Source organism: Jejuia pallidilutea (assembly GCF_002973595.1).
Taxonomy (GTDB): Bacteria; Bacteroidota; Bacteroidia; order Flavobacteriales; family Flavobacteriaceae; genus Jejuia; species Jejuia pallidilutea.
The window spans coordinates 416146-440005 of record NZ_PVEO01000002.1 but is presented as its reverse complement, the minus strand read 5'-3'; the positions used below and the strand labels follow the sequence as shown (position 1 = coordinate 440005).

The window sequence follows — 23860 nt, the reverse complement described above, 5'->3', positions numbered from 1 at the left end:
ACATAATTGTGAAAAAAAATATAGCATGTTTTGGCGAAGTTTTATGGGATGTTTTTCCAACCCACGAAAATATTGGTGGAGCCCCTCTAAATGTTGCTATGAGGTTAAAGTGTTTTGGTAATAACGTTGCAATGATTAGTGCTATTGGTACAGATACAAAAGGTACTGTTTTATTAGATTTTATTAAAAAAAATGGTGTAGACACAGGTTGTGTTAAATTGCATAACACATATGCAACAGGAAGCGTAAAAGTAACACTAAACCAAAAAGGTTCTGCTACTTACGATATAGAGTATCCTAGAGCCTGGGATAAAATTGTGTTAACCGAAGATAACAAGAAAATCACAAAAAATGCCGATGCTTTTGTATATGGAAGTCTGGCCTCAAGAGATGCAGTGTCTAGAGAAACACTTTATGCACTTCTGGAACTTGCTAACTATAAAATATTTGATTTAAACCTAAGGCCTCCACACTATACTAACGATGTGCTGTTTTACCTTATGGATAAAGCGGATTTTATAAAGTTTAATGATGACGAATTATACGAGGTAAGTAAATCTATGGGATCGGTTTTTAATTCCCTAGAACAGAATCTTATGTATATAGCAGAAAAAACAAATACAAAGCATATTTGTGTAACTATGGGAAACCATGGTGCTATTTTGTTATATAATGGTAAACTGTATTACAACTGTGGCTATTTAATAAAGGTGGTAGATACAGTAGGGGCTGGAGATTCTTTTTTAGGTGCGCTAATTAGTAAATTACTAAATGATTCGAAACCACAAGAGGCAATAGATTTTGCTTGTGCTGTAGGTGCTTTGGTAGCGCAAAGCAAAGGTGCTAATCCAAATATACCTCTAACAGAAATACACAATTTTATAAACCCGAAATAAAATTAAAAAGCAATGAATAGTTTAGTAAGCCAACCAACCCTAGCTTAAAATGTAAGTTAGAGTGGGGTTTAAACCCAAATAGGTTATCCGCGCTCTAACTGCTATTCATTTAATACCAAAAGCAGTAATTTAGACTGTAGTTATGTAGTAATTAAGCATGTGAGATCTTCTATCTTTTTAAAAAAGCGAATTACTAAACGTATTCAATTTAAATTGTAGGCAATGTATATTATGTTTCTTGTTTACTATCCTTATTTATTAATAAGTAAATACAGAATTTAAAACAAAATATGTAACAGGATATTAAATATCTGAATACATCTATTTGTTTCATTTACATCGCATTAAGACTAGCATATATATTTTTTTAATCCCAGAACGAACCTTATTTATTAAAAAAACGAAACCACTTGAATAAAATTTTCGTAGGTAGTTTAAATGGGCATAATCTTTTTAGCAATTAAGAAGTATATGCAGATTACACTTAAAAAAAGTAGTGTATGTGTATATAAAAACTGTAATAGTTAAATGTTTTATTGTGTAAGGTATTTAATTTGCCAACTATAAACTTTTATGCTAATTGTTAATAGCCAGAGGAAAATAAAAGCGCAAAATGAAAGGGTTTAGAATAAATATTATAAAATTTCTAGTTATAGCAATGGGTGTTTTATATCTGCTTATACCATTCAAAGAAGCATTTATAGTGGTTTTACATAATATATCGCATAATTTTAATGAAGATACTGCGGTTTTGCACCATACTCATAATTTTAGAATGGAAACTCATCATAAAACAAGAACTATATATTCTCAAGAGCACAAGATAATTGCTTTTGTAAGTTATTTGTTAAGTGCTGAAACAAGTAATACAAAACCTAGAAAATCAAAAATTATAAATATTGATTTTGATAAGTATTTTTGTTTTATTCGGCTTAAATTAATGAAAATCAATTTATTAAATCCGTTGTTAGATAGAATTTATTACAGAGAAAACAAAACAAGAAGATTTTTTAATAAAATAAAAGTGCCTCCCAAAATTTATATTTTGCAGCTTTGTTAAGGGCTATTAATAAAGTTGTATTCCTAAAATATTATTACATAGAAGTATCACCAAAATTCTGGGCATTTTTATATGCACTTACAAATCTGCCCTCAAAACCAAAAAAAAAATGAAAAAGTATATTATATTTTTTGTGCTGTTAGCTGTTGTTAGCAGTGTAAACGCTCATGAACTTAACGGAATAGTTACATCTGAAGAAAATAGTAAACCAATACAAGGTGTTGGGGTCTATAATAAAAATACAGGGAGTTATACTTATACCAATGTTTCAGGATATTTTAAAATTACCGATGTTTCGGTTGGAGACGTTATTTATTTCAATCAATTAGGTTACGAGAACTACGAACTTACTGTAAACGAATCTCATTTAGATAATAGCATAGAAATAACGATGAAAATATCATCTGCATCCTTAGATCAGGTTTTAATAGTTTCAAAAGTAAACGTGCTAAGTAACTTTGTTAATGTAGATTTAAAAACCAGTCCTGTAAAATCTTCACAAGAAATTTTACGTAAAATTCCCGGTCTTATTATTGGTCAGCATGCGGGTGGTGGTAAGGCAGAACAAATTTTTTTAAGAGGCTTTGATATAGATCATGGTACCGATATTGCCATTGGTGTAGACGGTATGCCTGTAAATATGGTATCGCATGCCCACGGACAAGGATATGCCGACATGCATTTTATAATCCCCGAAACTATTGACTATTTAGATTTTGGAAAAGGCTCTTACTATGCAGATAAAGGAAACTTTAATACCGCAGGTTACGTAGATATACAAACAAAAAAGACTATTGATGATAATGTAATTTCTGTTGAAGCTGGCCAGTTTAATACGGTGCGCGCCATGAGTATGCTAAAAATTTTAGATGGTAAAAATAGTAATGCTTATGTAGCAAGCGAAATGAACCTAACCGATGGTGTTTTTGAGTCTCCACAAAACTTTAACCGTTTAAATATAATGGGGCGCTACAACTATAATAATTTTAAAGACCAAGAGTTTAGTTTATCGCTCTCGCATTTTCAAAGTAAATGGGATGCTTCGGGACAAATACCGCAACGTGCTGTAGATCAGGGTTTAATTGGTAGGTTTGGTGCTATTGATGATACCGAGGGTGGTAATACAAGTAGAACAAATATATGGCTAAACCATGTTAAGCATTTAGATGAATATTCCAGTATTGAATCCTCGGCGTATATAACGCAATACGATTTTGAGCTATTTTCAAACTTTACCTTTTTTCTGGAAGATCCTGTTAATGCAGACCAAATAAGACAATATGAGGACAGAACAATTATTGGGGCTAAAAGTGTTTATCAAAAATCGTTTCGTTTAAACAACGAGAACCAACAGTTAAAATATCGTATAGGTATTGGCTTTAGATACGATGATGTAAATGATGTGCAATTATCTCGTACCAAAAACAGAAAAGAATTGTTGGAGCGACTAGCTTTTGGAAATGTAGACGAACTTAACGCATTTTCCTTTGCCGACTTAAACTATAAAGTTGATAAATGGACGTTTAATCCAGGCATACGATTAGATTACTTTACGTTTGATTATGAAGATTTACTTTCTGAAACTTACGATAGCAAGAGCGAAAACAAGGTGTTATTAAGCCCAAAACTAAATTTTATTTACGCTGCCTCTGCGCAAACCCAGTTTTTCTTAAAGACAGGTTTGGGCTATCACTCTAATGATACCCGCGTTGTTACTGCCCAAAATGGCGAGCAAATATTACCAACTGCTTTTAGTACAGATTTAGGAACTGTGCTAAAACCAACCAGCCGATTAGCAATTAATGCTTCACTTTGGTCGTTGTTTTTGCAGCAAGAGTTTGTGTATGTTGGAGATGCCGCTATTGTTGAACCTAGTGGCAAAACAGCACGTTATGGTGTTGATTTTGGATTACGATATCAAATTGCAGATTGGCTATATTTCAATACAGATATAAATTACACATATGCAAGAAGCACAGAAGCACCAAATGGACAAGACTATATTCCGTTGGCGCCAGATGTAACATCGGCAGGTGGTTTTAGTTTTAGGGATTTGGGTAAATTCTCAGGAGGATTAACTTATAGATATATTAAAGATAGACCAGCAAACGAAGATAATTCTATAGTCGCGGAAGGTTATTTTATTACCGATTTTAATATAAACTACAACTATAACAATTGGACTTTTGGTGTAATTATAGAAAACTTATTTAATAGCGAATGGAACGAAACCCAATTTGCTACAGAAAGTAGATTATTTAATGAGGCAAATTCTGTGGAGGAAATCCATTTTACACCAGGAGCACCTTTCTTTTTAAGAGGAAAAGTCTCGGTGAGGTTTTAGTAAAACCATCAATGTATAAGATATTGCGAATACTTAAATAAAACTTATAAATTTGAGTATTCGTAGTTATCTTAGGCTATAGAATTAAGTTTTAATAACAATGAAAACTAAAGTGTTTTTAGCAATAATTTTATTGACTATTTATTCTTGTCGCAAAGAAAAATTAATTAATGTAAAAATCTATACTTTATATGAATCAACTGAAAAACCAAGAATTGGTCTAGAAACAAGAATCTACGAGATAAAAAAACCAATATTTGGTATGTGGGAATTTCATGAGCGTCAACGAATGAAAACTGATAGTATTGGGGTGGTTCAATTCCAGCTTAAAAAAGGTCAATATAGTGTACGCTTTTATTATAACGAGAAATTTTTATATAGTACAGATGATTTACCTATCGAGGATTCGAATACTCAAAATTTTATACTAAAATGGTAATAAAAATGAAATATTGATATTATTCAACGACTTCAACCTCAAACAATTTATCCCATCGTTTACCTGTAACAAAAATAGTTTTGGTTTCTGTGTTGTAAGCAATACCATTTAAAACGTCTAGTTTTTCGTGTTGGGTTACTTTGTTTTTAAGTGGCGTAAAGTCTATAACGCCTTCAACAGCTCCATTTTTGGGGTTAATAATAGCAACACCATTTTTTTGGTACCGGTTCGCATAAATTTTGCCATTTATCCATTCCATTTCGTTTATTTCGGTAATTTTTCCTTTATTGGTGTATACCTGTATATTGTCTTCTTCAGTTAGGGTTTCTGGGTTAAGCAACCAAATGTTTTCGCTACCATCACTCTTATAAATATGCGAATTATTGTGTGTTAAGCCCCAACCTTCTTTACTTTTTCCGTATTTAAAGCTACCTGTTTTTTCTAATGTTTGTACATCGTAAACTAAGCCCACACCGGCTTTCCATGTTAGTTGGTAAATTTTATCGTTCACAATAGTTAATCCTTCACCAAAATAGGCATCGGCTAAATTTACGTTTTTAATAACGTTTCCTGTTTTATAATCAACTTGTCGCAATTTAGATTCTTTATATTGTCCAGTACTTTCATACAGCTTTCCATTATAAAACTCTAAACCTTGTGTATAGGAGGTAATATCATGAGGGTATTCGTTAATAATTCTGTATTTATAAATTTTTGGTGACGCATCATTCAAAATAGTAATAGATGAAGTTATTGTTTGTGTGTGTTCACCATTAAAATACACCAGTGCTTCAATTGGGTGCTTTCCCAGTTTATGATTGTTTAGCGCGTAACTATTAGAAATTGTTTTTCCATCGAGTTTATAAATTACAGAGTCTATGGTATGCTTTTTTTTGTTTTCCAGAGATAGTTTAAGCGTTTCTTTAATTGAAATATTACCTTTTTCGGCATTAGTTACAATACTAAAATAGTCTTTCTTTTGTCCGGAATTAGAGCCACAAGACACCAACAGAAATAATAATGCGATGAGTGTGAGTTGTTTATACGTTTTCATTGGTAACACTTAATTTATGCCGAATATATTTATTAAAAATCGGTTTAAAAAATCATTGTGAAAATTTTAAAAGATTGTATCTTTGCCATCGGCAAGTCCTACACAACCAGCTCCTGTAGAATCCTCCAGGGCGGGAACGCAGCAAAGGTATATGGTCGTAGCGGTGTGATGTAGGTAGCTTGCCTTTTTTTGTGCATTCCTGCGAGGGCGGGATTCTCTTTTTTGTTAAGACATATGTTTTCTAATTTTTCAGAGTTTTTGAAATCTATCTTTTTTAAAAATTGTAATTTCACAGCGTTATGTCTAAAGTTGTTTTAATCACAGGCGGATCATCTGGAATTGGTAAATCCATAGGCGAATTTTTAACCAACAAAGGGTTTAAGGTTTACGGTACCAGCAGAACTCCAAAAAACTATTCGAGCAGCAAGTTTCCCTTGTTGGCCTTAGATGTAAAAGATGTATCTACAATTAAAACATCTGTAGCTGCTATTATTGAGAAAGAGGGCACACTAGATGTGTTAATAAACAATGCTGGCGCTGGTATTACTGGACCTATAGAGGAAATTCCAGAAGCAGAAATTAAAGCCAATTTTGATACTAATTTTTTTGGCCCCATAAATGTTATTAAGGCGGTATTACCACAGATGCGTAAACAGCAGTCGGGGTTAATTATTAATATAACATCCATTGCTGGGTATATGGGGTTGCCTTATCGCGGTATTTATAGTGCAAGTAAAGGCGCTTTAGAAATTTTAACCGAAGCTTTTAGAATGGAATTAAAGCCATTTAATATACAAATGACAAACGTTGCACCTGGAGATTTTGCAACAAACATAGCTGCAGGACGTTATCATGCGCCATTGCAAAAAAGCTCCCCGTACCATACTACTTATGGTAAATCTTTAGAGTTAATGAATGCGCACGTTGATGCAGGTAGCGATCCAGACATGATGGCGAAAGCTGTATATAAAATAATTAATACCAATAAACCAAAAGTACATTATAAGGTTGGGGAGTTTATGCAAAAATTTTCTGTGGTATTAAAACGAATCTTGCCAGATACCATATACGAGAAATTATTAATGAATCATTATAAGTTATAATATTTGGTATACTATTTGTGTTTGCTAGCACAAAGGTGGCCTTATGTATAAAAAAATTATTTTCCCTTCGTTTTTTGCATTGTTTTTTATACTTACAGGATGTCAAGATATTTTAGAATGTATCATTAATAGAAAACCTATCCTGTCTGATAATAGGTTGCGCACTGGTTTTATTCATCAAGATTATTACGATATAATTACTTCGGAAATTAAAAATGAGGCTAGGGATAACGCTTATTATTACTATTTTTCTATTAATGGTGAAATACCAAGAGGCGTTGATGTATATTTTGATTACAGAGACGTTATTATAGAAGGCAGACCTTTAGAGCGCGGTAGGTATCGATTTACGGTTACATTAAGTGTAGAGCAAGCAAATGATTATTATGAGGAATGTGAAAACAACTTAAACGATTGTGATGGACTTTGTGAAGAAAGTACATCTAGAACTTATGTTTTAACGGTAAATTAAAAAAATATTTCCCTTATTAGCTTAACTCCGAAAACTTTTAGCAACTTGTTAATAGATTTTACCTAAAGGTAATTAAGTAAAAGCCATAATGTTGTAAATTCGCTGCGTTAGGGATAGAAGCGGCATCCTTTTTTGTTTTTTTCAAAAAAGATATAGCGTATAGCCCGACCCTTTAGGGTAACGCCATAAAAATAAAGTAAAATCTATATAATTATAAATAAATGAAATTTTTTATTGATACTGCAAATTTAGACCAAATAAAAGAAGCCCAAGATATGGGGATTTTAGATGGCGTAACTACAAACCCATCGTTAATGGCTAAAGAGGGCATTACTGGGCACGATAATATTTTGAAGCACTACGTTGATATTTGTAATATTGTTGATGGTGATGTGAGTGCTGAGGTAATTTCTACCGATGTTGAAGGTATGATAAGAGAAGGGGAGGCCTTAGCTGAATTACACGACCAAATTGTAATTAAATTACCAATGATAAAAGACGGTGTTAAGGCATGTAAATATTTTTCTAGCAAGGGTGTAAAAACCAACGTTACTTTAGTGTTTTCTGCAGGACAAGCGTTATTGGCAGCCAAGGCTGGAGCTACATATGTATCGCCATTTATTGGACGTTTAGATGATATTTCTACCGATGGCTTAAATTTGATTTCTGAGATACGCCATATTTATGATAATTATGGTTTTGAAACACAAATTTTAGCAGCATCAGTTCGTCATACCATGCATGTTATAGATTGTGCTAAGATTGGTGCAGATGTTATGACTGGGCCATTAAGTTCTATAGAAGGCTTATTAAAACACCCTTTAACAGATATGGGTTTAGCTAAATTTTTAGCAGACTATAAAAAAGGAAACTAAACTAAGTTTCTTAAAATAACAAAGGCGCAATAGTAATTTTTTTACTATTGCGCCTTTTTATGTATTGGTGTAAGTTTAAGCTTTTTTCTGTTTGTTTATTTCGTCTTGCAATTGGCGTCTTACTTTTTGTTCGCGTTCTAAAGCTGTTTTTCTATGCTCTTCAAATTCTTCTTCTATTTCAGAAAGACTTTGTTTAGCTTGTTTGGTAACAGCATTACTATTTTTAAATTTATAAATAAAAAATAGTAAAAAGGCCAACAAAGCAGCAATAATACTCCACAATAAGGTGTTGTAGCCTATTTTGCTCATTTGCATACCAAATAAGGACATGCTGTCCTTTTCAGCATTGGTATTGGTTAAATCGGTTTGTGTTTTACTAAGATTAGATTTAAGCTCAGTTATTTCGTTAGCTTGCGATTCAACTACGGCTCTTGTATCGCTTAAGTCTTTTCTAATCTCGTCTAAAGAGTCTTTAACATGTGCTCTTAATGTGTATAGCCAACTGCTTTTTACAGCCTCATAAGCCTGCCCGTTAGTGCCTTTAAAATTTCCAGATTTTCTAAAAACAAACTCAAATTGGCTATCTATTGTGCCGCTATTAAGCGAAAGTGCTTCTTGTTCTTCTGTTGTTTGTGCGAAAGTTGCATTAAAAAAAAATGCAAAAATTATAGCAATAAGGTATTTTGAGGAATTCATTTGGTTGTGTTTAAATAGGTTAACTGCTACTGCGAAAATATAAAATTAAGTTTAAAAAATAGGTTATTTACGAAATAGCCCCAATTTTTTTGAGGCTATTCCAATAGATTTACGAAAATTAAAACAATTTAGATGTTTTTAATAGTAGGTATAACGCCTTACTTTTGAAATGTATTTTGCTAGCCTAATAACCTGATGGCTATAGCCATATTCGTTATCGTACCAAATGTATAATACCACATTTTTACCATCAGAACGTACAATAGTGGCTTTGCTATCGTAAATGGCTGGAGCAGAACACCCTACAATATCGCTAGATACCAGTTCGTCGTTTAATTCGTATTTTATTTGTTCAACCAAATCGCCTTCTAGTGCATATTTTTTAATGGTGGCATTAATTCCATTTAAAGAGGTTTTTCTATCTAATTCTAAATTTAATATGGCCAACGAGCCGTTAGGTACAGGAACTCTAATAGCGTTTGAGGTTAGCTTGCCTTCTAAACTAGGTAGTGCTTTAGCTACAGCTTTTCCCGCTCCAGTTTCGGTTATTACCATATTTAGTGCAGCTGCACGACCACGTCGGTATTTTTTATGAAAATTATCTACTAAATTTTGGTCGTTGGTGTAGGCATGAATAGTTTCTAAATGTCCGCTTTTTACACCATAGGAATCCTCAATAGCTTTAAGAATGGGCGTAATGGCATTGGTGGTACAAGATGCGGCTGAAAATATATCTATCTTATCTGGATTATATTCTAAATGGTTAACGCCATGTACAATATTTGGTATGCCCTTTCCGGGGGCAGTAAGTAATACTTTTTTAACGCCTTTAGCATTTAAGTGCTTAGACAAAACATCTTTATCTCTAAATGCTCCAGTATTATCTATAACCAAGGCATTATGAATGCTATATTTGGTATAATCAATTTTTTCAGGGGTATTAGCTGAAATCATTTTTACTGTAGTGCCATTTATAATAAGGGCCTTTTCTTTTTCATTTACAGAAACGGTGCCCGAGAATTCGCCGTGAATAGAATCGTTGTTTAATAAGGATGCCCTTTTTTGCAATATTTCGGTAGTAATGGCACCCCTTGTAACAATAGCTCTTAGCCGTAATTGGCTACCTTTTCCTGTTTTTGCCATAAGCTCTCTGGCTACTAAACGCCCTATTCTACCAAAACCATAAAGTATTACGTCTTTAGGTTCTATACTGTTGCCATTACCGGCATCTTTTATTTTGTTGGCTACAAAATGAATAGCATCGTCAAATTTATTTTCTTCAAGATGAAATTCATAGGTTAATTTTCCAATATCAAGTTTAGCAGGAGCGATATTGAGTTGTTTTATGGCTTTTGCAATTTCAACAGAATCGAAAATAGAAATTGGTTTTTGAACAAACTTACCGGCATATTCGTGTAAGTTTAAAATTTCGCTTACATTTTTGTCGATAAGTTGGTTTTTAAAGAGAATTAACTCGATGGAATTATCATACCATAGATCGTTAATGGCTTTGATAAATTCAACAGTAGCTCTTCTGCGATCTGCTTGAAACGCTAACTCTTTTTCATAAGTTGCATCTGTAGACATTGTTTTTAGTTTAGTGGGTTTAATTTTGCTAAAATATCATATTTCAAACGTTTTCGTAGCGTGTTTTAACAAAAAAAGAGGTTACTTTTTAAAGCAACCTCTTTTATAAGATACGTACTTATATTTTTATCTAAAGTTATAACGTTCTTTTTCGCCATTCTCGTTAATAAGTTCAATTCTTAATGGCTCGTTTGTAGATTTGTTTTTTAAAATATTTTGAACATCGTCCACATTATTAACTTCAATGTCGTTAACTGCTGTAATAATAGAACCTTCTTTTATGCCATTCTTATTCCAATACTCTTTATAATAGTCGTTTAAGCGTACAATTTTTACACCATTTTTGGCTTTGTATTTTTTTAAGTCGTCTGGTTTAGCATTTTTAATTTGTCCAACTAATGGAAGGTTTGCAGTCATATTCTTTACCAATCTAACAGGAACCGTTTTAATATTCCCGTCTCTAGAAAACTTAACATTTACAATATCTCCAGGGCCTTTAGTGTTTAAGTGCCCTTTTAAATCGGCAAATTTTAAAATTTGTACATTATCAATTTCCTTAATAATATCGCCTTCTTTTATTCCAGCTTCAGCAGCACCAGAATCTTCTTCTACACCACCAACGTAAAACCCTTGTGTGTCATCTATTTCAATTTCTTCAGCAGCTCTACTGTTTAGTGCAACTCCAGAAACTCCAAGAATACCATTTTGTACATTACCATACTCCATAATATCGTTCACCACTTTCCTAGCAATATTGCTTGGTACCGCAAAAGAATAACCAACGTAAGAGCCTGTTTGCGACGAGATAGCGGTGTTAATGCCAATTAACTCGCCATTTGTATTTACCAAAGCACCTCCAGAGTTTCCTGGGTTTACGGCCGCATCGGTTTGAATAAAGGATTGTATGGCGTTGGGGTTGCCCGACAAATCTCTTGCTTTGGCACTAATAATTCCAGCGGTTACCGTAGAGGTTAAATTAAACGGGTTACCCACGGCTAAAACCCACTCTCCGATTTTAGCAGAGTCAGAATCCCCAAAGGTTACCACGGGCAACTCTTCATCTGCTTCAATTTTTAAAAGCGCAATATCTGTTTTTGGGTCTGTTCCTACAATTTCAGCTTTGTAGGTCTTGTTATTATTAAGGGTAACCGAAAGTTCTTGAGATTTATCAACAACGTGGTTATTGGTAATAATATAGCCATCTGGCGTTATAATAACTCCAGAGCCAGTACCTAATTGTGCACGTTGCGGACTTCTACCTAAAAATAAATCTTCAAAAGTCATTTGTCCTCTACTTATTGTTACATTCTTAACATGAACAACAGCGTTAACGGTATTTTCGGCAGCTTTTGTAAAATCTGGTGTTTCATAGGGCTTGTACACTGTGTTTGATGCTACTGTGGGTATTAATGCCGGCTGCTCCTTTACAGTATCAACTACTAAAGTTTTGTCTTCTTGTATAAATAGTTTGTAGGCTCCAAGTGTTAATATACCACCAAGAGCTGAAACCAGTACTAATGTTAAAATCTTCTTCATAATTTCCAGTTTAAGATATATTTGTAAACGATTAAAATTAAATATTTATTGAATGTTGTTTTCAACTTTAACGACGATTTAACACCACACAAACCGTTAGAATATTCATATATTTGCTCCATTATTATGGAACAAAAATTTTATAAATATCAAGGTACGGGAAACGATTTTGTGATGATTGATAATCGTCTACAAACATTCGACAAAAATAATACCAAACTAATAGCAAGTCTTTGCGACAGACGTTTTGGCATAGGTGGCGATGGGTTAATACTGCTAGAAAACCACAATAGTTTAGACTTTAAAATGGTATATTATAATGCAGATGGTAACGAAAGTACCATGTGCGGTAATGGAGGGCGTTGTTTGGTAGCTTTCGCAAAACATTTAGAAATTATAAAAAACAAAGCCACTTTTGAGGCGGTTGATGGTTTACATAATGCTACAATTAAAGATGATATTGTTAGCTTACAAATGCAAGACGTAGATACTGTAAATACATATAAAACACATGTCTTTTTAAATACTGGGTCGCCACACCATGTGCAATTTGAAGACGATATTGCTAATTTTGATATAAGAACCAAAGGTGCTAAAATTAGATATGGCGCACCTTACCATACAGAGGGAACTAATGTAAATTTTGTAAAAAAATTATCAGATAACGCATTTAGAGTAAGAACCTATGAGCGTGGTGTTGAAGGCGAAACCTTGTCTTGTGGCACAGGAGTTACAGCAGTTGCAATTGCTATGCATGTTTTAAACGAAACCTCAAATACTATGGTAGATTTAAAAGTTGAAGGCGGTACATTACAAGTTTCTTTTGATGTTGAAGATGGTATTTATAAGAATGTTTGGTTGATAGGGCCCGCTAAATTTGTGTTTGAAGGTACCATATGAAAACACTAAACGGAAAATATATTAAGCTTCGTGCTCTAGAACCTGAAGATTTAGAGTTTGTTTTAGAAATTGAAAATAACGAAAGTATCTGGCATTTAAGCAACACGCAAACTCCCTTTTCTAGATTTGTAATTAAACAATATCTAGAAAATGCCCACAAAGATATTTTTGAAGTTAAACAATTGCGTTTAATGATTTGTGATATTAATGAAACTTCACTTGGGCTTATAGATATATTTGACTTCGATTTTAAAAATAAAAGGGCAGGGGTAGGTATTGTAATTAAAGATGTAAAAAACAGGGGTAAAGGTTTTGGGGACGAGGCGTTGCAATTGTTAGTAAATTACAGTTTTACACATTTAGGCTTGCATCAATTATATTGTAATATTTCTGAAGATAACCAAGCGAGTATTCAGCTTTTTTCTAAGATTGGTTTCAAAAAAATTGGTCTAAAGAAAGATTGGAATTTTAATAACGGAACATTTAATAACGAATATTTATTTCAACTTATAAAACAATAAATGTACATTAAAAAAATACTTTGGGCTATTGCTATTGTAGGGTTAATTGCAGCTGCCGCTTTTGCTTACTATATATATGGTGTTATGTTGGCGCCAAATACCAATTTCAATAATAATGAAGCTTACATTTATGTAAAAACTACCGATGGCTACAACGAGGTTAGGCAACAGCTAAAACCTTTGTTGGAGGATATTGATAAGTTTGATGTACTAGCAAAACAAAAGCAATACACCAATAATGTTAAGCCTGGTAAATATGCTATTAAAAAAGGGATGAGTAATAACGATATTATTAATTCTATAAGAAGCAATAATATTCCTGTAAAAGTGTCATTTAACAATCAAAATTCTTTAGAAAAATTAGCAGGACGGGTAGCAAACCAAATAGAAGCCGATAGTTTAGAATTGTTGCAAGCTATGACGAATACCTCGTTTTTAAACGATAATAATTTTAAAGAAGAAACCGCCTTGGGTATGTACATACCAAATAGTTATGAATTCTATTGGAATACTTCTGCTGAAGATTTTAGAGCTAGAATGCTAAAAGAATATAAGCGTTTTTGGAACGATACGCGTATGGCCAAGGCACGTAATGTAGGCTTATCTCAATCTCAAGTTATAGCCTTAGCATCAATTGTTTACGAGGAATCTAAAGCGCGTTCTGAACAGCCCAGAATAGCAGGTGTTTACATGAACAGATTGCGTATTGGCATGCCATTACAGGCAGACCCAACTTTAAAGTTCGCCGCCTACAAACTACCTAAATACAAAAACACAGTAATAAAACGTGTGCTTAATGTTCACAAAGAGATAGATTCACCCTACAATACTTATAAAAAAAGAGGCTTGCCTCCCGGACTTATCGCAATGCCCGATATTTCGGCTATAGATGCAGTGTTGAATTACGAAAAGCACAACTATCTTTATTTCGCCGCAGATGCTAAACGTTTTGGTTACCATAAATTTGCAAAAACATTAGCACAACATAATGTTAATGCGAGGGCTTATCAGCGTTACTTGTCCTCTCAAGGTATTAACCGATAATGCGTCTCCAGTGGCTTATTATTGGTGTATTTTTTTGTAGCACCTTTACAGGTGTCTCGCAAACATCCTTAAATCAATTTCTAACACCTAGTGATACCTTACATGTGCCCCGTAGAAATGCAGTGGTAATTTCAGAAGTAGCACTATCTAGTGCTGCACTTATAGGATTGAATGAACTATGGTATGCCGATTTTGAACGTTCTAAATTCCAAACCATAAATGATAACGCGGAATGGTTACAGATGGACAAGGTAGGGCATGTGTTTAGTGCCTACCAAATAGGGAAACAAGGCGCACATCTTTTAAATTGGAGTGGGGTAAGTAAACAAAACCAACTTATTTATGGTGCAACTCTAGGATTTGGTTTTTTAACAGCCGTTGAAGTTTTAGATGGCTATTCCAGCGAATGGGGTTTTTCTTGGGGCGATGTTGGGGCAAATGCTTTGGGAACGGGTTTATACATATCGCAAGAATTATTGTGGAAAGAGCAGCGAATTGACGTAAAATTTAGTTTTAGGCAAACAAGATATGCAGAATTGCGCCCTGATAAGCTAGGTGCATCTTTTTTTGAACAGGTTTTAAAAGATTACAACGGACAAACCTATTGGTTAAGTTTTAATTTGCATGCCTTCTTTAAGGAGAGTAACATTCCAAAATGGTTAAACCTAGCTTTAGGCTATGGGGGAGAGGGAATGTTTTCGGGTATAGAAGTTACTGACAATCAATTGTTAACAAGTAATAGGCGTTACCGGCAATATTATATAAGTTTAGATGTAAATTTGAGTAAAATTAGAACTAATTCGGCACTGTTAAAGTCTGTTTTTAGCGTTTTTAATATGATAAAAATACCGTTCCCTTCCCTAGAAATAAATAAAAACGGGGCTGTATTTCATCTATTCCATTAGTAAAAACAGCACTTAGACGATTAATTTTGAAATTATTAAAAAAATGTCTAATTTTGCACGCTCAAATTTTCAGGCAACTTTGCTTTGTAGCATTGCTGAAGAAATTTAAACTTTATGGTAAAAAATATTGCAAGTTACCTATTATTAGCACTTACAATATGTATACTAGTAGAAGTATCGTTTCCCTCAGTTGAAACGGTAGACTTAAGTAGGTATTCAACCGATGGCTTAGTGTTAAATTACACGGTTAGCCACGATGCAAACATGCGGGAACATGTTAAGGCATCAAAAGACGGATACGAAACCTTTTCTCCTTTTTTAGGGAAATCGTTCGTAGGATTTAAAGAAGCTCTTGCTTTTAGTGAATCTGGAGGTAATTACAGAACCATAAATTCTTATGGTTACTTAGGTAAATACCAATTTGGTAAGGAAACTCTAAAGCTTATTGGTGTAAGAAACATCCAAAAGTTTTTAAGTAATCCCAAACTTCAAGAAAAAGCTTTTATTGCCAACGCGCAACGTAACAAGTGGATTTTACGTAGGGATATTAACAGGTTTGTTGGAAAACGTATTAATGGCGTTTTAGTTACTGAATCTGGAATTTTAGCAGCAGCACATTTAGCTGGTCCCGGAAGCGTAAAAAAGTATTTAAGGAGTTATGGTTTAGATAACTTCGCAGATGGATATGGTACTACCATTTCTAATTATATGAAACGATTCTCAGGATATGATACATCGTTTTTAATACCTAATAAAAAGGCAAAAGTTAGTACACTTTAATATTTTAAAGTTTAACTTTTATGAATTATAAAAATTGTAGGCCTCTTGTGGAGGTCTACATTTTTTTTTGCCCAAACCTTGGCGGGTAATGTTTTAATAAATTCTGTAGGAAGTGTAATGTCGCAAGCCACACATACATTGGTGTCTGGAGATACTGTTGCACAAATATCTTCAAGCATTTTATTATTACGATAAGGTGTTTCTATAAATATTTGCGATTGGTTAAAATCAAACGATATACGTTCTAAGCGTTTAATCTCCTTTTTTCTTTCATTTTTGTCAATTGGCAAATACCCATTAAAAGCAAAACTTTGTCCGTTTAAACCAGAACTCATAATTGCCATTAATATAGAAGAAGGGCCAACTAATGGCACTACTTGAATATCTTTCTCATGAGCCAGTTTCACTACATCTGCTCCAGGGTCAGCGACTCCGGGGCATCCTGCTTCCGATAATAGCCCGACGTCTTTTCCCTTTAAACAAGGCTCTAAAAATTCGGGAAGTTCAATAGATTGGGTAAATTTGTTTAATAAAAATAACTCTAAGGAAGGTTGTGGTTTTTTTGGGCTTATTTTTTTTATAAATCTACGGGCAGATTTTTCGTTTTCAACAATAAATATAGAAACATCTTCTACCGTTTTTTTTACAGAAATGGGTAGCACTTCAAGAGGTGCGTTGTCTCCAAGTGTTGTGGGTATTAAAAAAAGTTTTCCTTTTTGCATTAATTTATGAATAGTTGTTGTACTGCTTTAGAGTTATTGTTAAGTTGAATTTCAATAAGATACACACCGCTTTTATAGTTTTTAAGAGGTATGGTTACTCTGCGTGCTTTAAAGTTGGTTTTAGTTTCAACGAATTGACCAAAAATATTAAAAATAGAAACACTATTAACATTACTCGCTGTATTAGTTAATTCTAAAGTTACTTTATTTTTAGCTGGGTTAGGAAATAATTTAAAAGTTGAAGCAGATTTATTATTAACGCTTAAATTAGCATCTTCAATTTTATAAATGGTTGAACCGCCAGCAATATATAGTTCACCATTGTTGTCTTCCCCCAACGTGGTCCATCTTTGGGTTGTGTTTGGAGTTTGAAAGGCTAAGGACCAATTGTTGTTACCAGTATCTGTTAGAACACCTATGGTTTGTTTGCAAAACTCAGCGAAAAAATATTTTCCAATAAAACTAGGGTATAAGCTACCTCTGTATACATAGCCTCCAGTTATTGAGCCTGAGCAGCTGCTGCCAACATGAGCATATTCTGCAACCGGTGTTACGGTATTTGATATTCCTCCAGGTATAGGGCAATTGCCATTTGTGCTAAAAACACTGCTGCCCTCGTAGCATTTCCAGCCATAATTGTCGCCTGCAGTTCCAGAACCAACAACTTTATTTATTTCTTCAAAGGCATTTTGCCCAACATCGGCTATCCATAAGTCGCCATTCGCTCTATCAAACGAAAATTTCCAAGGATTTCTTAGTCCAAGGGCATAAATTTCTGGTCTTGGGTCACTAGGTCCGTTTGCTGAATTTGAAAACGGATTTGTACTAGGGATGCTATAATTTATGCCACTTACATCAATTCTAAGTATTTTGCCCAAAAGCGTAGTGGTATCTTGAGCTCTATCGCCCGGGTCGCCACCACCTCCACCATCTCCAGAAGCTATGTATAGAAAACCGTCTGCACCAAACGCTATTTTTCCGCCATTGTGATTACTAAAGGGTTGCTGGTATGATAACAAAATGGTTCCTGTGCTATTAGCCACATCTGGATTGCTGCTAACTGTATATCTAGCAATTACTGTATTTGGTGTGCTTGTACTGGAGTTATCGGTATAATTAATATAAAACCTTCCAGATGTACTGTAATCTGGTGCAAACGCCAACCCTAACAAACCACGTTCGCCTCCAGAACCAACAATAGACGAAATATCTAAAAAAGGAGTGGCATTAACAGAGCCATCTGAGTTTAAAATTTTTATAATGCCAGCTTGTTCCACAACAAAAAGGCGGTTATCTCCAGCATTTGTAATTTCTACAGGCGTTGTAAATCCTGATGCAAATGTTGCCAAATTTACAGTTTGGCTAAAACTTAAAGCTGAAAAAAGTGCAGCAAATAAAGAGGTAAATAGTGATTTCATAACGTATCCTTTCGTATAAAGTTACTAAATAAGATACGAATGTGTTATCTCAAAAAAGTTAAATACTATTTTTTTTGATATTTTCGCAGGCTTGATCTAGCATTTGGTATACATTTTCAAAACCTTGATCACCACCATAGTAAGGGTCTGGGACGCTAAGATTCTCCCCTGGTGTAATTTCATTTAAAATGAGTTTTATTTTAGACTTTTCATCCTCATTTCTGGCCATTGAAATAATATGGTTGTAATTAGACTCATCCATGGCATAAATTAAATCAAAAGCCTCAAAATCTTTGTGCTCAAACTGTCTGCCTCTAAGGTTGGTAATGTCTATTCCGTATTTTTTGGCTACGGCAATAGAACGAGGATCTGGTTTGCTGCCAATATGGTATGCTGCAGTTCCAGCAGAATCTATGGTGAATTTATCTTCAGGAAGTTTAGATTTTAAAATGCCTTCTGCCAATGGAGAGCGACAAATATTGCCTAAGCATACCATTAAAATCTTTGTCATTTTAATAAAATTTAAACAGCAAGTTTTTTTGCGATATCCTCAACGTACTTTCTAAATTGTTTGTCGGTAGATGATAAATTATCTACAGTTTTACAAGCATGAAGAACGGTAGCATGATCGCGTTTTCCAATTTGGGAGCCAATACTAGCTAAAGATGCCTTGGTCATTTTTTTTGCAAAAAACATGGCCAGTTGTCTTGCTTGTACAATATGGCGTTTACGGGTTTTAGATTGAAGGGTGTCTACGTCCATCTGGAAATAATCAGACACAACTTTTTGTATATAATCAATAGATACTTCGCGTTTTGTATTCTTAACAAATTTTTCAACAATTTGTTTAGCAAGATCTATAGTAATTTCTTTTCTGTTAAAAGACGATTGGGCGATTAGCGAAATAATGGCACCTTCTAATTCCCTAACGTTAGATTTTATGTTTTTGGCAACGTAATCTACAATTTCGTCTGGCATTTCAACACCATCGCGGTACAATTTATTTTTTAAGATTGATACGCGAGTTTCAAAATCGGGGTTTTGTAATTCTGCAGATAATCCCCATTTAAAACGAGAGAGTAAACGTTGCTCAATATCTTGCATATCTACAGGTGCTTTATCACTAGTTAAAATTACCTGTTTTCCATTTTGGTGTAAATGGTTGAAAATATGGAAGAAAACATCTTGAGTACCAGATTTTCCAGAAAGGAACTGTACATCATCAATTATTAGTACATCAATAATTTGATAAAAATGAATAAAATCGTTGCGATTGTTCTTTTTTACAGAATCTATATATTGTTGCGTAAATTTTTCAGCAGAAATATAAAGTACTGTTTTTTCTGGGTATTTGTCTTTAATATCTACACCAATAGCATGTGCCAAATGTGTTTTACCAAGACCAACGCCCCCAAAAATTAATAACGGATTAAAAGATGTACCACCAGGTTTTGCAGCAACAGCTAATCCAGCGCTTCTTGCCAATCGGTTAGAATCGCCTTCTAAAAAGTTTTCAAAACTGTAATTAGGATTTAATTGCGATTCAATTTTTACATTTCTAATGCCAGGAATTACAAACGGATTTTTTAATTCAGGGCTTTTATTGTTTAAAGGAATGTCTACCTCTTGAGATTTTACTGGCGTTCTATTAGAACTTGGTATTTTTTCGGTAAAGGGTTGTTTGTTGCCATACGTGTTTTCCATTTTTATAATGTAAACTAATTTGGCAGTTTCCCCTAACTCTTTTGTTAATGCAACCTTAAGTATTTTTACATAATGTTCTTCAAGCCATTCGTAAAAGAATTTACTAGGTACTTGAATGCTTAGCGCATTCTCCTGAAGTTTAACTGCTACTATGGGTTCAAACCATGTTTTATAGGCTTGCGGTTGGATATTATCCTTTATAAAATTAAGACAGTTATTCCATACCGTTTGCGCAGTCGTAGTCATTTAGTTGAAATGTTATGGTTTTTAGTTAGTAAATATTTAAAGAGAAGAGCCTCTTTAAATCCCCCTTTTAATACGTGGCAAATATGTGAACAAAATTCTAAAAAAAAAAATCAAATCAGGTTGAATTTCTAGAAAATTTTCCTCATGTTTAAGCACTAGCCGAAACTACAAAAAAATATTGATATAAAGCTATGAAATTCGATGAAATACAAATTAGGGTGAGGTATGGTGAAACAGACCAAATGGGTGTGGTGTATCACGGCAATTATGCATTATATCTAGAAATGGGCCGTATTGAATGGCTAAGGAAGCTAGGAGTTTCATATAAAAAAATGGAAGAAGATGGTATTATGCTTCCTGTAGTTTCCTTGAGCATAAATTATAAAAAATCAGCGGGTTATGACGACCTAATTAATGTAAAAACTCAACTAAAAAATAAGCCTACTGCGAAGATTGAATTTGAGTATGAAATTACAAATGAAAAAGGTGAAATTTTAACAACTGCGGAAACTACGTTAGTTTTTATAGACACCAAAACCAATAGGCCTACTAGAGCGCCTCAGTATATTTTAAATCTAATTAATCAGTAAGTTTTTTGTTTTTTTAATTGCAACACCATACATGCTATTAAAAATTTCGACAATAGTATTTGCCAATTTTTTTCTAACCGAAATAGTGATTTTGCAACTTAGCTCTAGTTCCTGATTTAAAATATGTAATTGCTTTTCCTTTATTACGCGCATTACCTTATTCATATCCTTATATTCAAAAGCAATTACAAAGGCAATATTTATAGTTTTTTCAATTATGTTACAAGATTCCAGGGTGAGTAGTGCTGTAGTTTTGTAAGCTTGTATTAAACCGCCCACGCCCAATTTTACGCCGCCAAAGTATCTAACAACTATAACGAGAACATTGGTAACATTAAAAGATTGTATTTGTCCGTAAATTGGCATACCTGCAGAATTTGTAGGTTCTCCGTCGTCGTTTGCTCTAAAGGTATGTTGTTCTGTGCCTATTTGGTATGCATAGCACCAATGTCTTGCGCTATGGTGTTCTTTTTTTATCTGTTCTAAATACTGTTTTACGTCGTCTTCATTTAAAACATGAAAGGCATACCCAAAAAATTTGCTATGCTTTTCCTTAAAAAGAATACTTTCGGAGTTTGTTGCTATTGTTTTGTAGGTATCGGTGGCATCCAAAATTTAAAATAAATGTTTTTGGGTTGTAAATAAATTTACCACATCTTCTTTGTATGGGGTAATGTGCCATGTTTTAATACCCATGTTATTTGCAGTTTCTATATTTTCAGCGTTATCGTCAATAAATACACAATTTTCTGGTTTTAATTGATGTGTATTTAAAACAAAGTTAAAAATATCGGTATTTGGTTTTCTGAGGTTAATTTCATGAGACAAATAAAAGGCATCAAAACATTCTTTAAACGCTTCGTAAAAAGGTATTTGCGCTTTTACCCAATCAATATGAAGTTCGTTAGTGTTGCTTAATAATATAAGTTGATATCTATTTTGGGCTTTTAAGCGTTTTAAAAACTCTAACCGATGTTCTGGAAAATCTTTTAAAATAATGTTCCATAGGTTTATTAACTGTTTTTTGTTTAAGTGCGGAAATTTTTCAGCATAAAACGCAACGAAATCTTCAGTGGAAATAGCTCCAACTTCGTAATCTTCATTAATGTTTATGATGTCTTCGGAAATGGAAGAAATTCCCAAGGTTTTTAAGGATTCCTGAAATCCGTTTTCAATATCTAAATTAATAAATACGTTCCCAAAGTCGAATATAATTGTATTAGTCATTGGTGTAAATATTTAATATATCATGTTCTATATTTTTTTTCATTGGCGATATACCATAAAAATTAGGAGCTTTTATACCATTTTTAAAACATATGTTGCCAGTAAACACCCTTGCTTCGTCCCATAGGTTTTCATCTATAAATGTTTGCAATGTTTTTGCCCCTCCTTCAACAATTACTGAAGTTATATTTTTTTTAAAAAGCACATTACAAATTTGCGACGCTACAGGGTTGTTAAAATTTATGGTGTTTTTATCAATCATTATGGTTTCAGCGTCATCATTAAAAATAGTTGCGTTTTTGGGTAGTTTATTAGTTTTATCTATAACAATTCTAATAGGATGTTTGCCCGTATAATCTCTAACGGTTAAACTGGGATTGTCTTCTAAAACAGTATTGGTTCCCACTAAAATTGCGTGTTCTTCTGCACGCCATTTGTGTACCAATTGTCTAGAATAAGTGTTTGTAATCCAAACAGGAGCTTTGTGGGGTTTGCTTAGTGGCGCAATAAAACCATCTGGAGTCTGTGCCCATTTTAAAATAATATAGGGGCGTTTTTTATTGTGGAATGTAAAAAAGCGCCTGTGTAGGTGTTTGCATTCTTTTTCTAGTACGCCAACAGTTACATTTACACCGGCTTCCATTAATTTTTTCACACCTTTACCCGCAACTTGTTTGTTATCATCTATACAGCCAATAACTACTTGGGGAATACTGTGTTTTATAATTAAATCGCTGCAAGGGGGCGTTTTACCATAATGCGAACAAGGTTCTAGGGTAACGTAAAGTGTAGCTTGTTTTAAAACAGAAGTATCTCTTACCGCGGTAATGGCATTAACTTCTGCATGATTGCCACCATATGCGCTAGTAAACCCTTCGCTTATTATTTTATTGTCTACCACGATTACACAGCCTACCATTGGGTTGGGCCTTGTGGTGCCTAAACCATTTTTGGCAATTTCAATACAGCGTTTTATGTAGATTTCGTGGGTGGTCAATTTTATTTATTTCCTAAATTTGAATATGATTAAAAATTTTATAAACCGTTTGTTAATATATGTAATGGTCTATCCATTTTGTGTTTTCATCATTGTAAAAGGTTATAATATGGGTTTTGGGTCATCTAGCTATACTAATATACTTTCTGAGTTTAAAATTAGATTATCAGGGATTTTTATGATAACCATAGCATTGGTTTTTTTAATTTCAGATATAACAAATCAAATTAAAAAAGCCTTCTTCAAAAACAAAGATTAGAATTTAATTTTTACTTCCTCAGTTTCATCAACAGCATAATCATAAGAAAAACCTAACGCTTTGTACACAATTGTACCTTTATAATTTACTTTTATTTTTTTGCTAAAAAGGCTTCCAATAAGTCCGCCAATACTTTTGTTGCTTATTAAGCTATCAACAGGAACAGTAGCTGTTAACGGAATAGTAAACTCCTTTTTCGCTGGTACTTCAAAGCTTTTGGTAGATACATAACCTACTTCATTATTGTTTACATAAATCTTAATCTCATCGGTTTTAAGTTCGCCACCAATATCATTCGGATTCCTAAATAGTGCATCGGCAGATAAGATAATGTTTTTAGAATTAGATTCAACAACTTTAATGTTTTCTACACTTACAAAAAGTGGTTTTTCGTTCACCTTACAGTTGAAAAAAGTACATAGTATTGTTAATAATATTAAAAAGCGTTTCATATCCTTTTTTAAGAATTACTGTATCTTCACCTT

25 protein-coding genes and 1 other RNA gene are annotated in these 23860 nt (G+C 33.5%); 14 read left to right on the top strand and 12 right to left on the bottom strand.

The features are described 5' to 3' along the window. The first annotated feature begins 8 nt into the window (after positions 1–8). The 4 genes from CLV33_RS05530 to CLV33_RS05515 all read left to right on the top strand — a co-directional run bounded on the left by CLV33_RS05530 (position 9) and on the right by CLV33_RS05515 (position 4739). Entirely contained in the window at positions 9–896 is an 888-nt protein-coding gene (locus tag CLV33_RS05530) for a carbohydrate kinase family protein (RefSeq protein ID WP_105473038.1), read from the top strand. Between the two features lie 613 nt (positions 897–1509). Beyond that, positions 1510–1956 (top strand): hypothetical protein, encoded by a 447-nt coding sequence (locus CLV33_RS05525; RefSeq protein WP_105473037.1) that lies wholly within the window; start codon positions 1510–1512, stop codon positions 1954–1956. Positions 1957–2065: 109 nt separating this feature from the next. Next, the gene (locus CLV33_RS05520; RefSeq protein ID WP_105473036.1) at positions 2066–4300 is read left to right on the top strand and encodes a TonB-dependent receptor; all 2235 of its coding nucleotides are present in this window, start codon (positions 2066–2068) and stop codon (positions 4298–4300) included. Between the two features lie 100 nt (positions 4301–4400). Then, a complete protein-coding gene (locus CLV33_RS05515) occupies positions 4401–4739 on the top strand; it encodes a hypothetical protein (RefSeq protein ID WP_105473035.1) in 339 nt (112 codons plus the stop codon). Positions 4740–4758: 19 nt separating this feature from the next. Here the strand turns inward: CLV33_RS05515 and CLV33_RS05510 are convergent, their stop codons facing one another. Then, positions 4759–5793: a glutaminyl-peptide cyclotransferase gene (locus CLV33_RS05510; protein ID WP_105473034.1), complete on the bottom strand. Its 1035-nt coding sequence runs from the start codon at positions 5791–5793 to the stop codon at positions 4759–4761. 89 nt (positions 5794–5882) lie between these two features. Between CLV33_RS05510 and ffs the strand changes: the two genes are divergently transcribed. From ffs to fsa, 4 genes are all read left to right on the top strand, one after another. Further along, positions 5883–5981, top strand: an RNA gene (gene ffs, locus CLV33_RS05505) — signal recognition particle sRNA small type. 111 nt (positions 5982–6092) lie between these two features. After that, positions 6093–6896 (top strand): SDR family oxidoreductase, encoded by an 804-nt coding sequence (locus CLV33_RS05500; protein ID WP_105473033.1) that lies wholly within the window; start codon positions 6093–6095, stop codon positions 6894–6896. A 43-nt stretch (positions 6897–6939) separates the two neighbouring features. Further along, positions 6940–7368 carry a hypothetical protein gene (locus CLV33_RS05495; protein WP_042240886.1) on the top strand — a complete coding sequence of 143 codons (429 nt, stop codon included), beginning with the start codon at positions 6940–6942 and terminating at the stop codon, positions 7366–7368. A gap of 221 nt (positions 7369–7589) precedes the next feature. Then, on the top strand, positions 7590–8243 hold the full coding sequence (gene fsa, locus CLV33_RS05490) for a fructose-6-phosphate aldolase (protein WP_042240889.1): 654 nt from the start codon (positions 7590–7592) through the stop codon (positions 8241–8243). A gap of 75 nt (positions 8244–8318) precedes the next feature. Here the strand turns inward: fsa and CLV33_RS05485 are convergent, their stop codons facing one another. From CLV33_RS05485 to CLV33_RS05475, 3 genes are all read right to left on the bottom strand, one after another. Continuing rightward, entirely contained in the window at positions 8319–8939 is a 621-nt protein-coding gene (locus CLV33_RS05485; protein WP_105473032.1) for a tRNA (guanine-N1)-methyltransferase, read from the bottom strand. A 138-nt stretch (positions 8940–9077) separates the two neighbouring features. Then, positions 9078–10526 carry a glyceraldehyde-3-phosphate dehydrogenase gene (locus CLV33_RS05480; RefSeq protein ID WP_105473031.1) on the bottom strand — a complete coding sequence of 483 codons (1449 nt, stop codon included), beginning with the start codon at positions 10524–10526 and terminating at the stop codon, positions 9078–9080. 126 nt (positions 10527–10652) lie between these two features. After that, entirely contained in the window at positions 10653–12062 is a 1410-nt protein-coding gene (locus CLV33_RS05475; protein ID WP_042249199.1) for a trypsin-like peptidase domain-containing protein, read from the bottom strand. A 126-nt stretch (positions 12063–12188) separates the two neighbouring features. Here CLV33_RS05475 and dapF point away from each other — a divergent pair, with 126 nt between their 5' ends. From dapF to CLV33_RS05450, 5 genes are all read left to right on the top strand, one after another. Next, entirely contained in the window at positions 12189–12962 is a 774-nt protein-coding gene (gene dapF / locus CLV33_RS05470) for a diaminopimelate epimerase (protein ID WP_105473140.1), read from the top strand. Beyond that, on the top strand, positions 12959–13483 hold the full coding sequence (locus tag CLV33_RS05465) for a GNAT family N-acetyltransferase (protein ID WP_105473030.1): 525 nt from the start codon (positions 12959–12961) through the stop codon (positions 13481–13483). The genes dapF and CLV33_RS05465 overlap by 4 nt, the downstream gene beginning before the upstream one ends. Continuing rightward, positions 13484–14527 (top strand): endolytic transglycosylase MltG, encoded by a 1044-nt coding sequence (mltG, locus tag CLV33_RS05460; RefSeq protein WP_105473029.1) that lies wholly within the window; start codon positions 13484–13486, stop codon positions 14525–14527. Continuing rightward, positions 14527–15432 (top strand): DUF2279 domain-containing protein, encoded by a 906-nt coding sequence (locus CLV33_RS05455; RefSeq protein WP_105473028.1) that lies wholly within the window; start codon positions 14527–14529, stop codon positions 15430–15432. Before mltG ends, CLV33_RS05455 begins: the two co-directional genes overlap by 1 nt. 114 nt (positions 15433–15546) lie before the next feature. Beyond that, positions 15547–16212 (top strand): lysozyme family protein, encoded by a 666-nt coding sequence (locus CLV33_RS05450; RefSeq protein ID WP_105473027.1) that lies wholly within the window; start codon positions 15547–15549, stop codon positions 16210–16212. Between the two features lie 11 nt (positions 16213–16223). Here the strand turns inward: CLV33_RS05450 and CLV33_RS05445 are convergent, their stop codons facing one another. The 4 genes from CLV33_RS05445 to dnaA are packed head-to-tail and all read right to left on the bottom strand — an operon-like array spanning position 16224 to position 20302. Continuing rightward, on the bottom strand, positions 16224–16934 hold the full coding sequence (locus CLV33_RS05445) for an SAM-dependent methyltransferase (protein WP_105473026.1): 711 nt from the start codon (positions 16932–16934) through the stop codon (positions 16224–16226). Further along, positions 16934–18352 carry a PQQ-dependent sugar dehydrogenase gene (locus CLV33_RS05440; protein ID WP_105473025.1) on the bottom strand — a complete coding sequence of 473 codons (1419 nt, stop codon included), beginning with the start codon at positions 18350–18352 and terminating at the stop codon, positions 16934–16936. Before CLV33_RS05440 ends, CLV33_RS05445 begins: the two co-directional genes overlap by 1 nt. Before the next feature lie 58 nt (positions 18353–18410). After that, entirely contained in the window at positions 18411–18863 is a 453-nt protein-coding gene (locus CLV33_RS05435; RefSeq protein WP_105473024.1) for a low molecular weight protein-tyrosine-phosphatase, read from the bottom strand. 11 nt (positions 18864–18874) lie between these two features. Continuing rightward, entirely contained in the window at positions 18875–20302 is a 1428-nt protein-coding gene (gene dnaA / locus CLV33_RS05430; RefSeq protein WP_045371352.1) for a chromosomal replication initiator protein DnaA, read from the bottom strand. 191 nt (positions 20303–20493) lie between these two features. Here dnaA and CLV33_RS05425 point away from each other — a divergent pair, with 191 nt between their 5' ends. Further along, positions 20494–20892, top strand: a complete 399-nt coding sequence (locus tag CLV33_RS05425; RefSeq protein WP_042240918.1) for an acyl-CoA thioesterase — start codon at positions 20494–20496, stop codon at positions 20890–20892. On the opposite strand, the gene CLV33_RS05420 is transcribed toward CLV33_RS05425, so the two are convergent. The 4 genes from CLV33_RS05420 to CLV33_RS05400 form a co-directional block, all read right to left on the bottom strand. Then, on the bottom strand, positions 20878–21504 hold the full coding sequence (locus CLV33_RS05420) for an IMPACT family protein (RefSeq protein ID WP_105473023.1): 627 nt from the start codon (positions 21502–21504) through the stop codon (positions 20878–20880). The two genes, CLV33_RS05425 and CLV33_RS05420, sit on opposite strands and share 15 nt — an antisense overlap. A 3-nt stretch (positions 21505–21507) precedes the next feature. Continuing rightward, positions 21508–22119 (bottom strand): HAD family hydrolase, encoded by a 612-nt coding sequence (locus tag CLV33_RS05415; RefSeq protein ID WP_105473022.1) that lies wholly within the window; start codon positions 22117–22119, stop codon positions 21508–21510. Next, positions 22112–23116 carry a bifunctional diaminohydroxyphosphoribosylaminopyrimidine deaminase/5-amino-6-(5-phosphoribosylamino)uracil reductase RibD gene (ribD, locus tag CLV33_RS05410; protein ID WP_105473021.1) on the bottom strand — a complete coding sequence of 335 codons (1005 nt, stop codon included), beginning with the start codon at positions 23114–23116 and terminating at the stop codon, positions 22112–22114. The genes CLV33_RS05415 and ribD overlap by 8 nt, the downstream gene beginning before the upstream one ends. Before the next feature lie 255 nt (positions 23117–23371). Beyond that, positions 23372–23827, bottom strand: a complete 456-nt coding sequence (locus tag CLV33_RS05400) for an NDR1/HIN1-like protein (RefSeq protein WP_105473019.1) — start codon at positions 23825–23827, stop codon at positions 23372–23374. Positions 23828–23860: the final 33 nt, after the last annotated feature.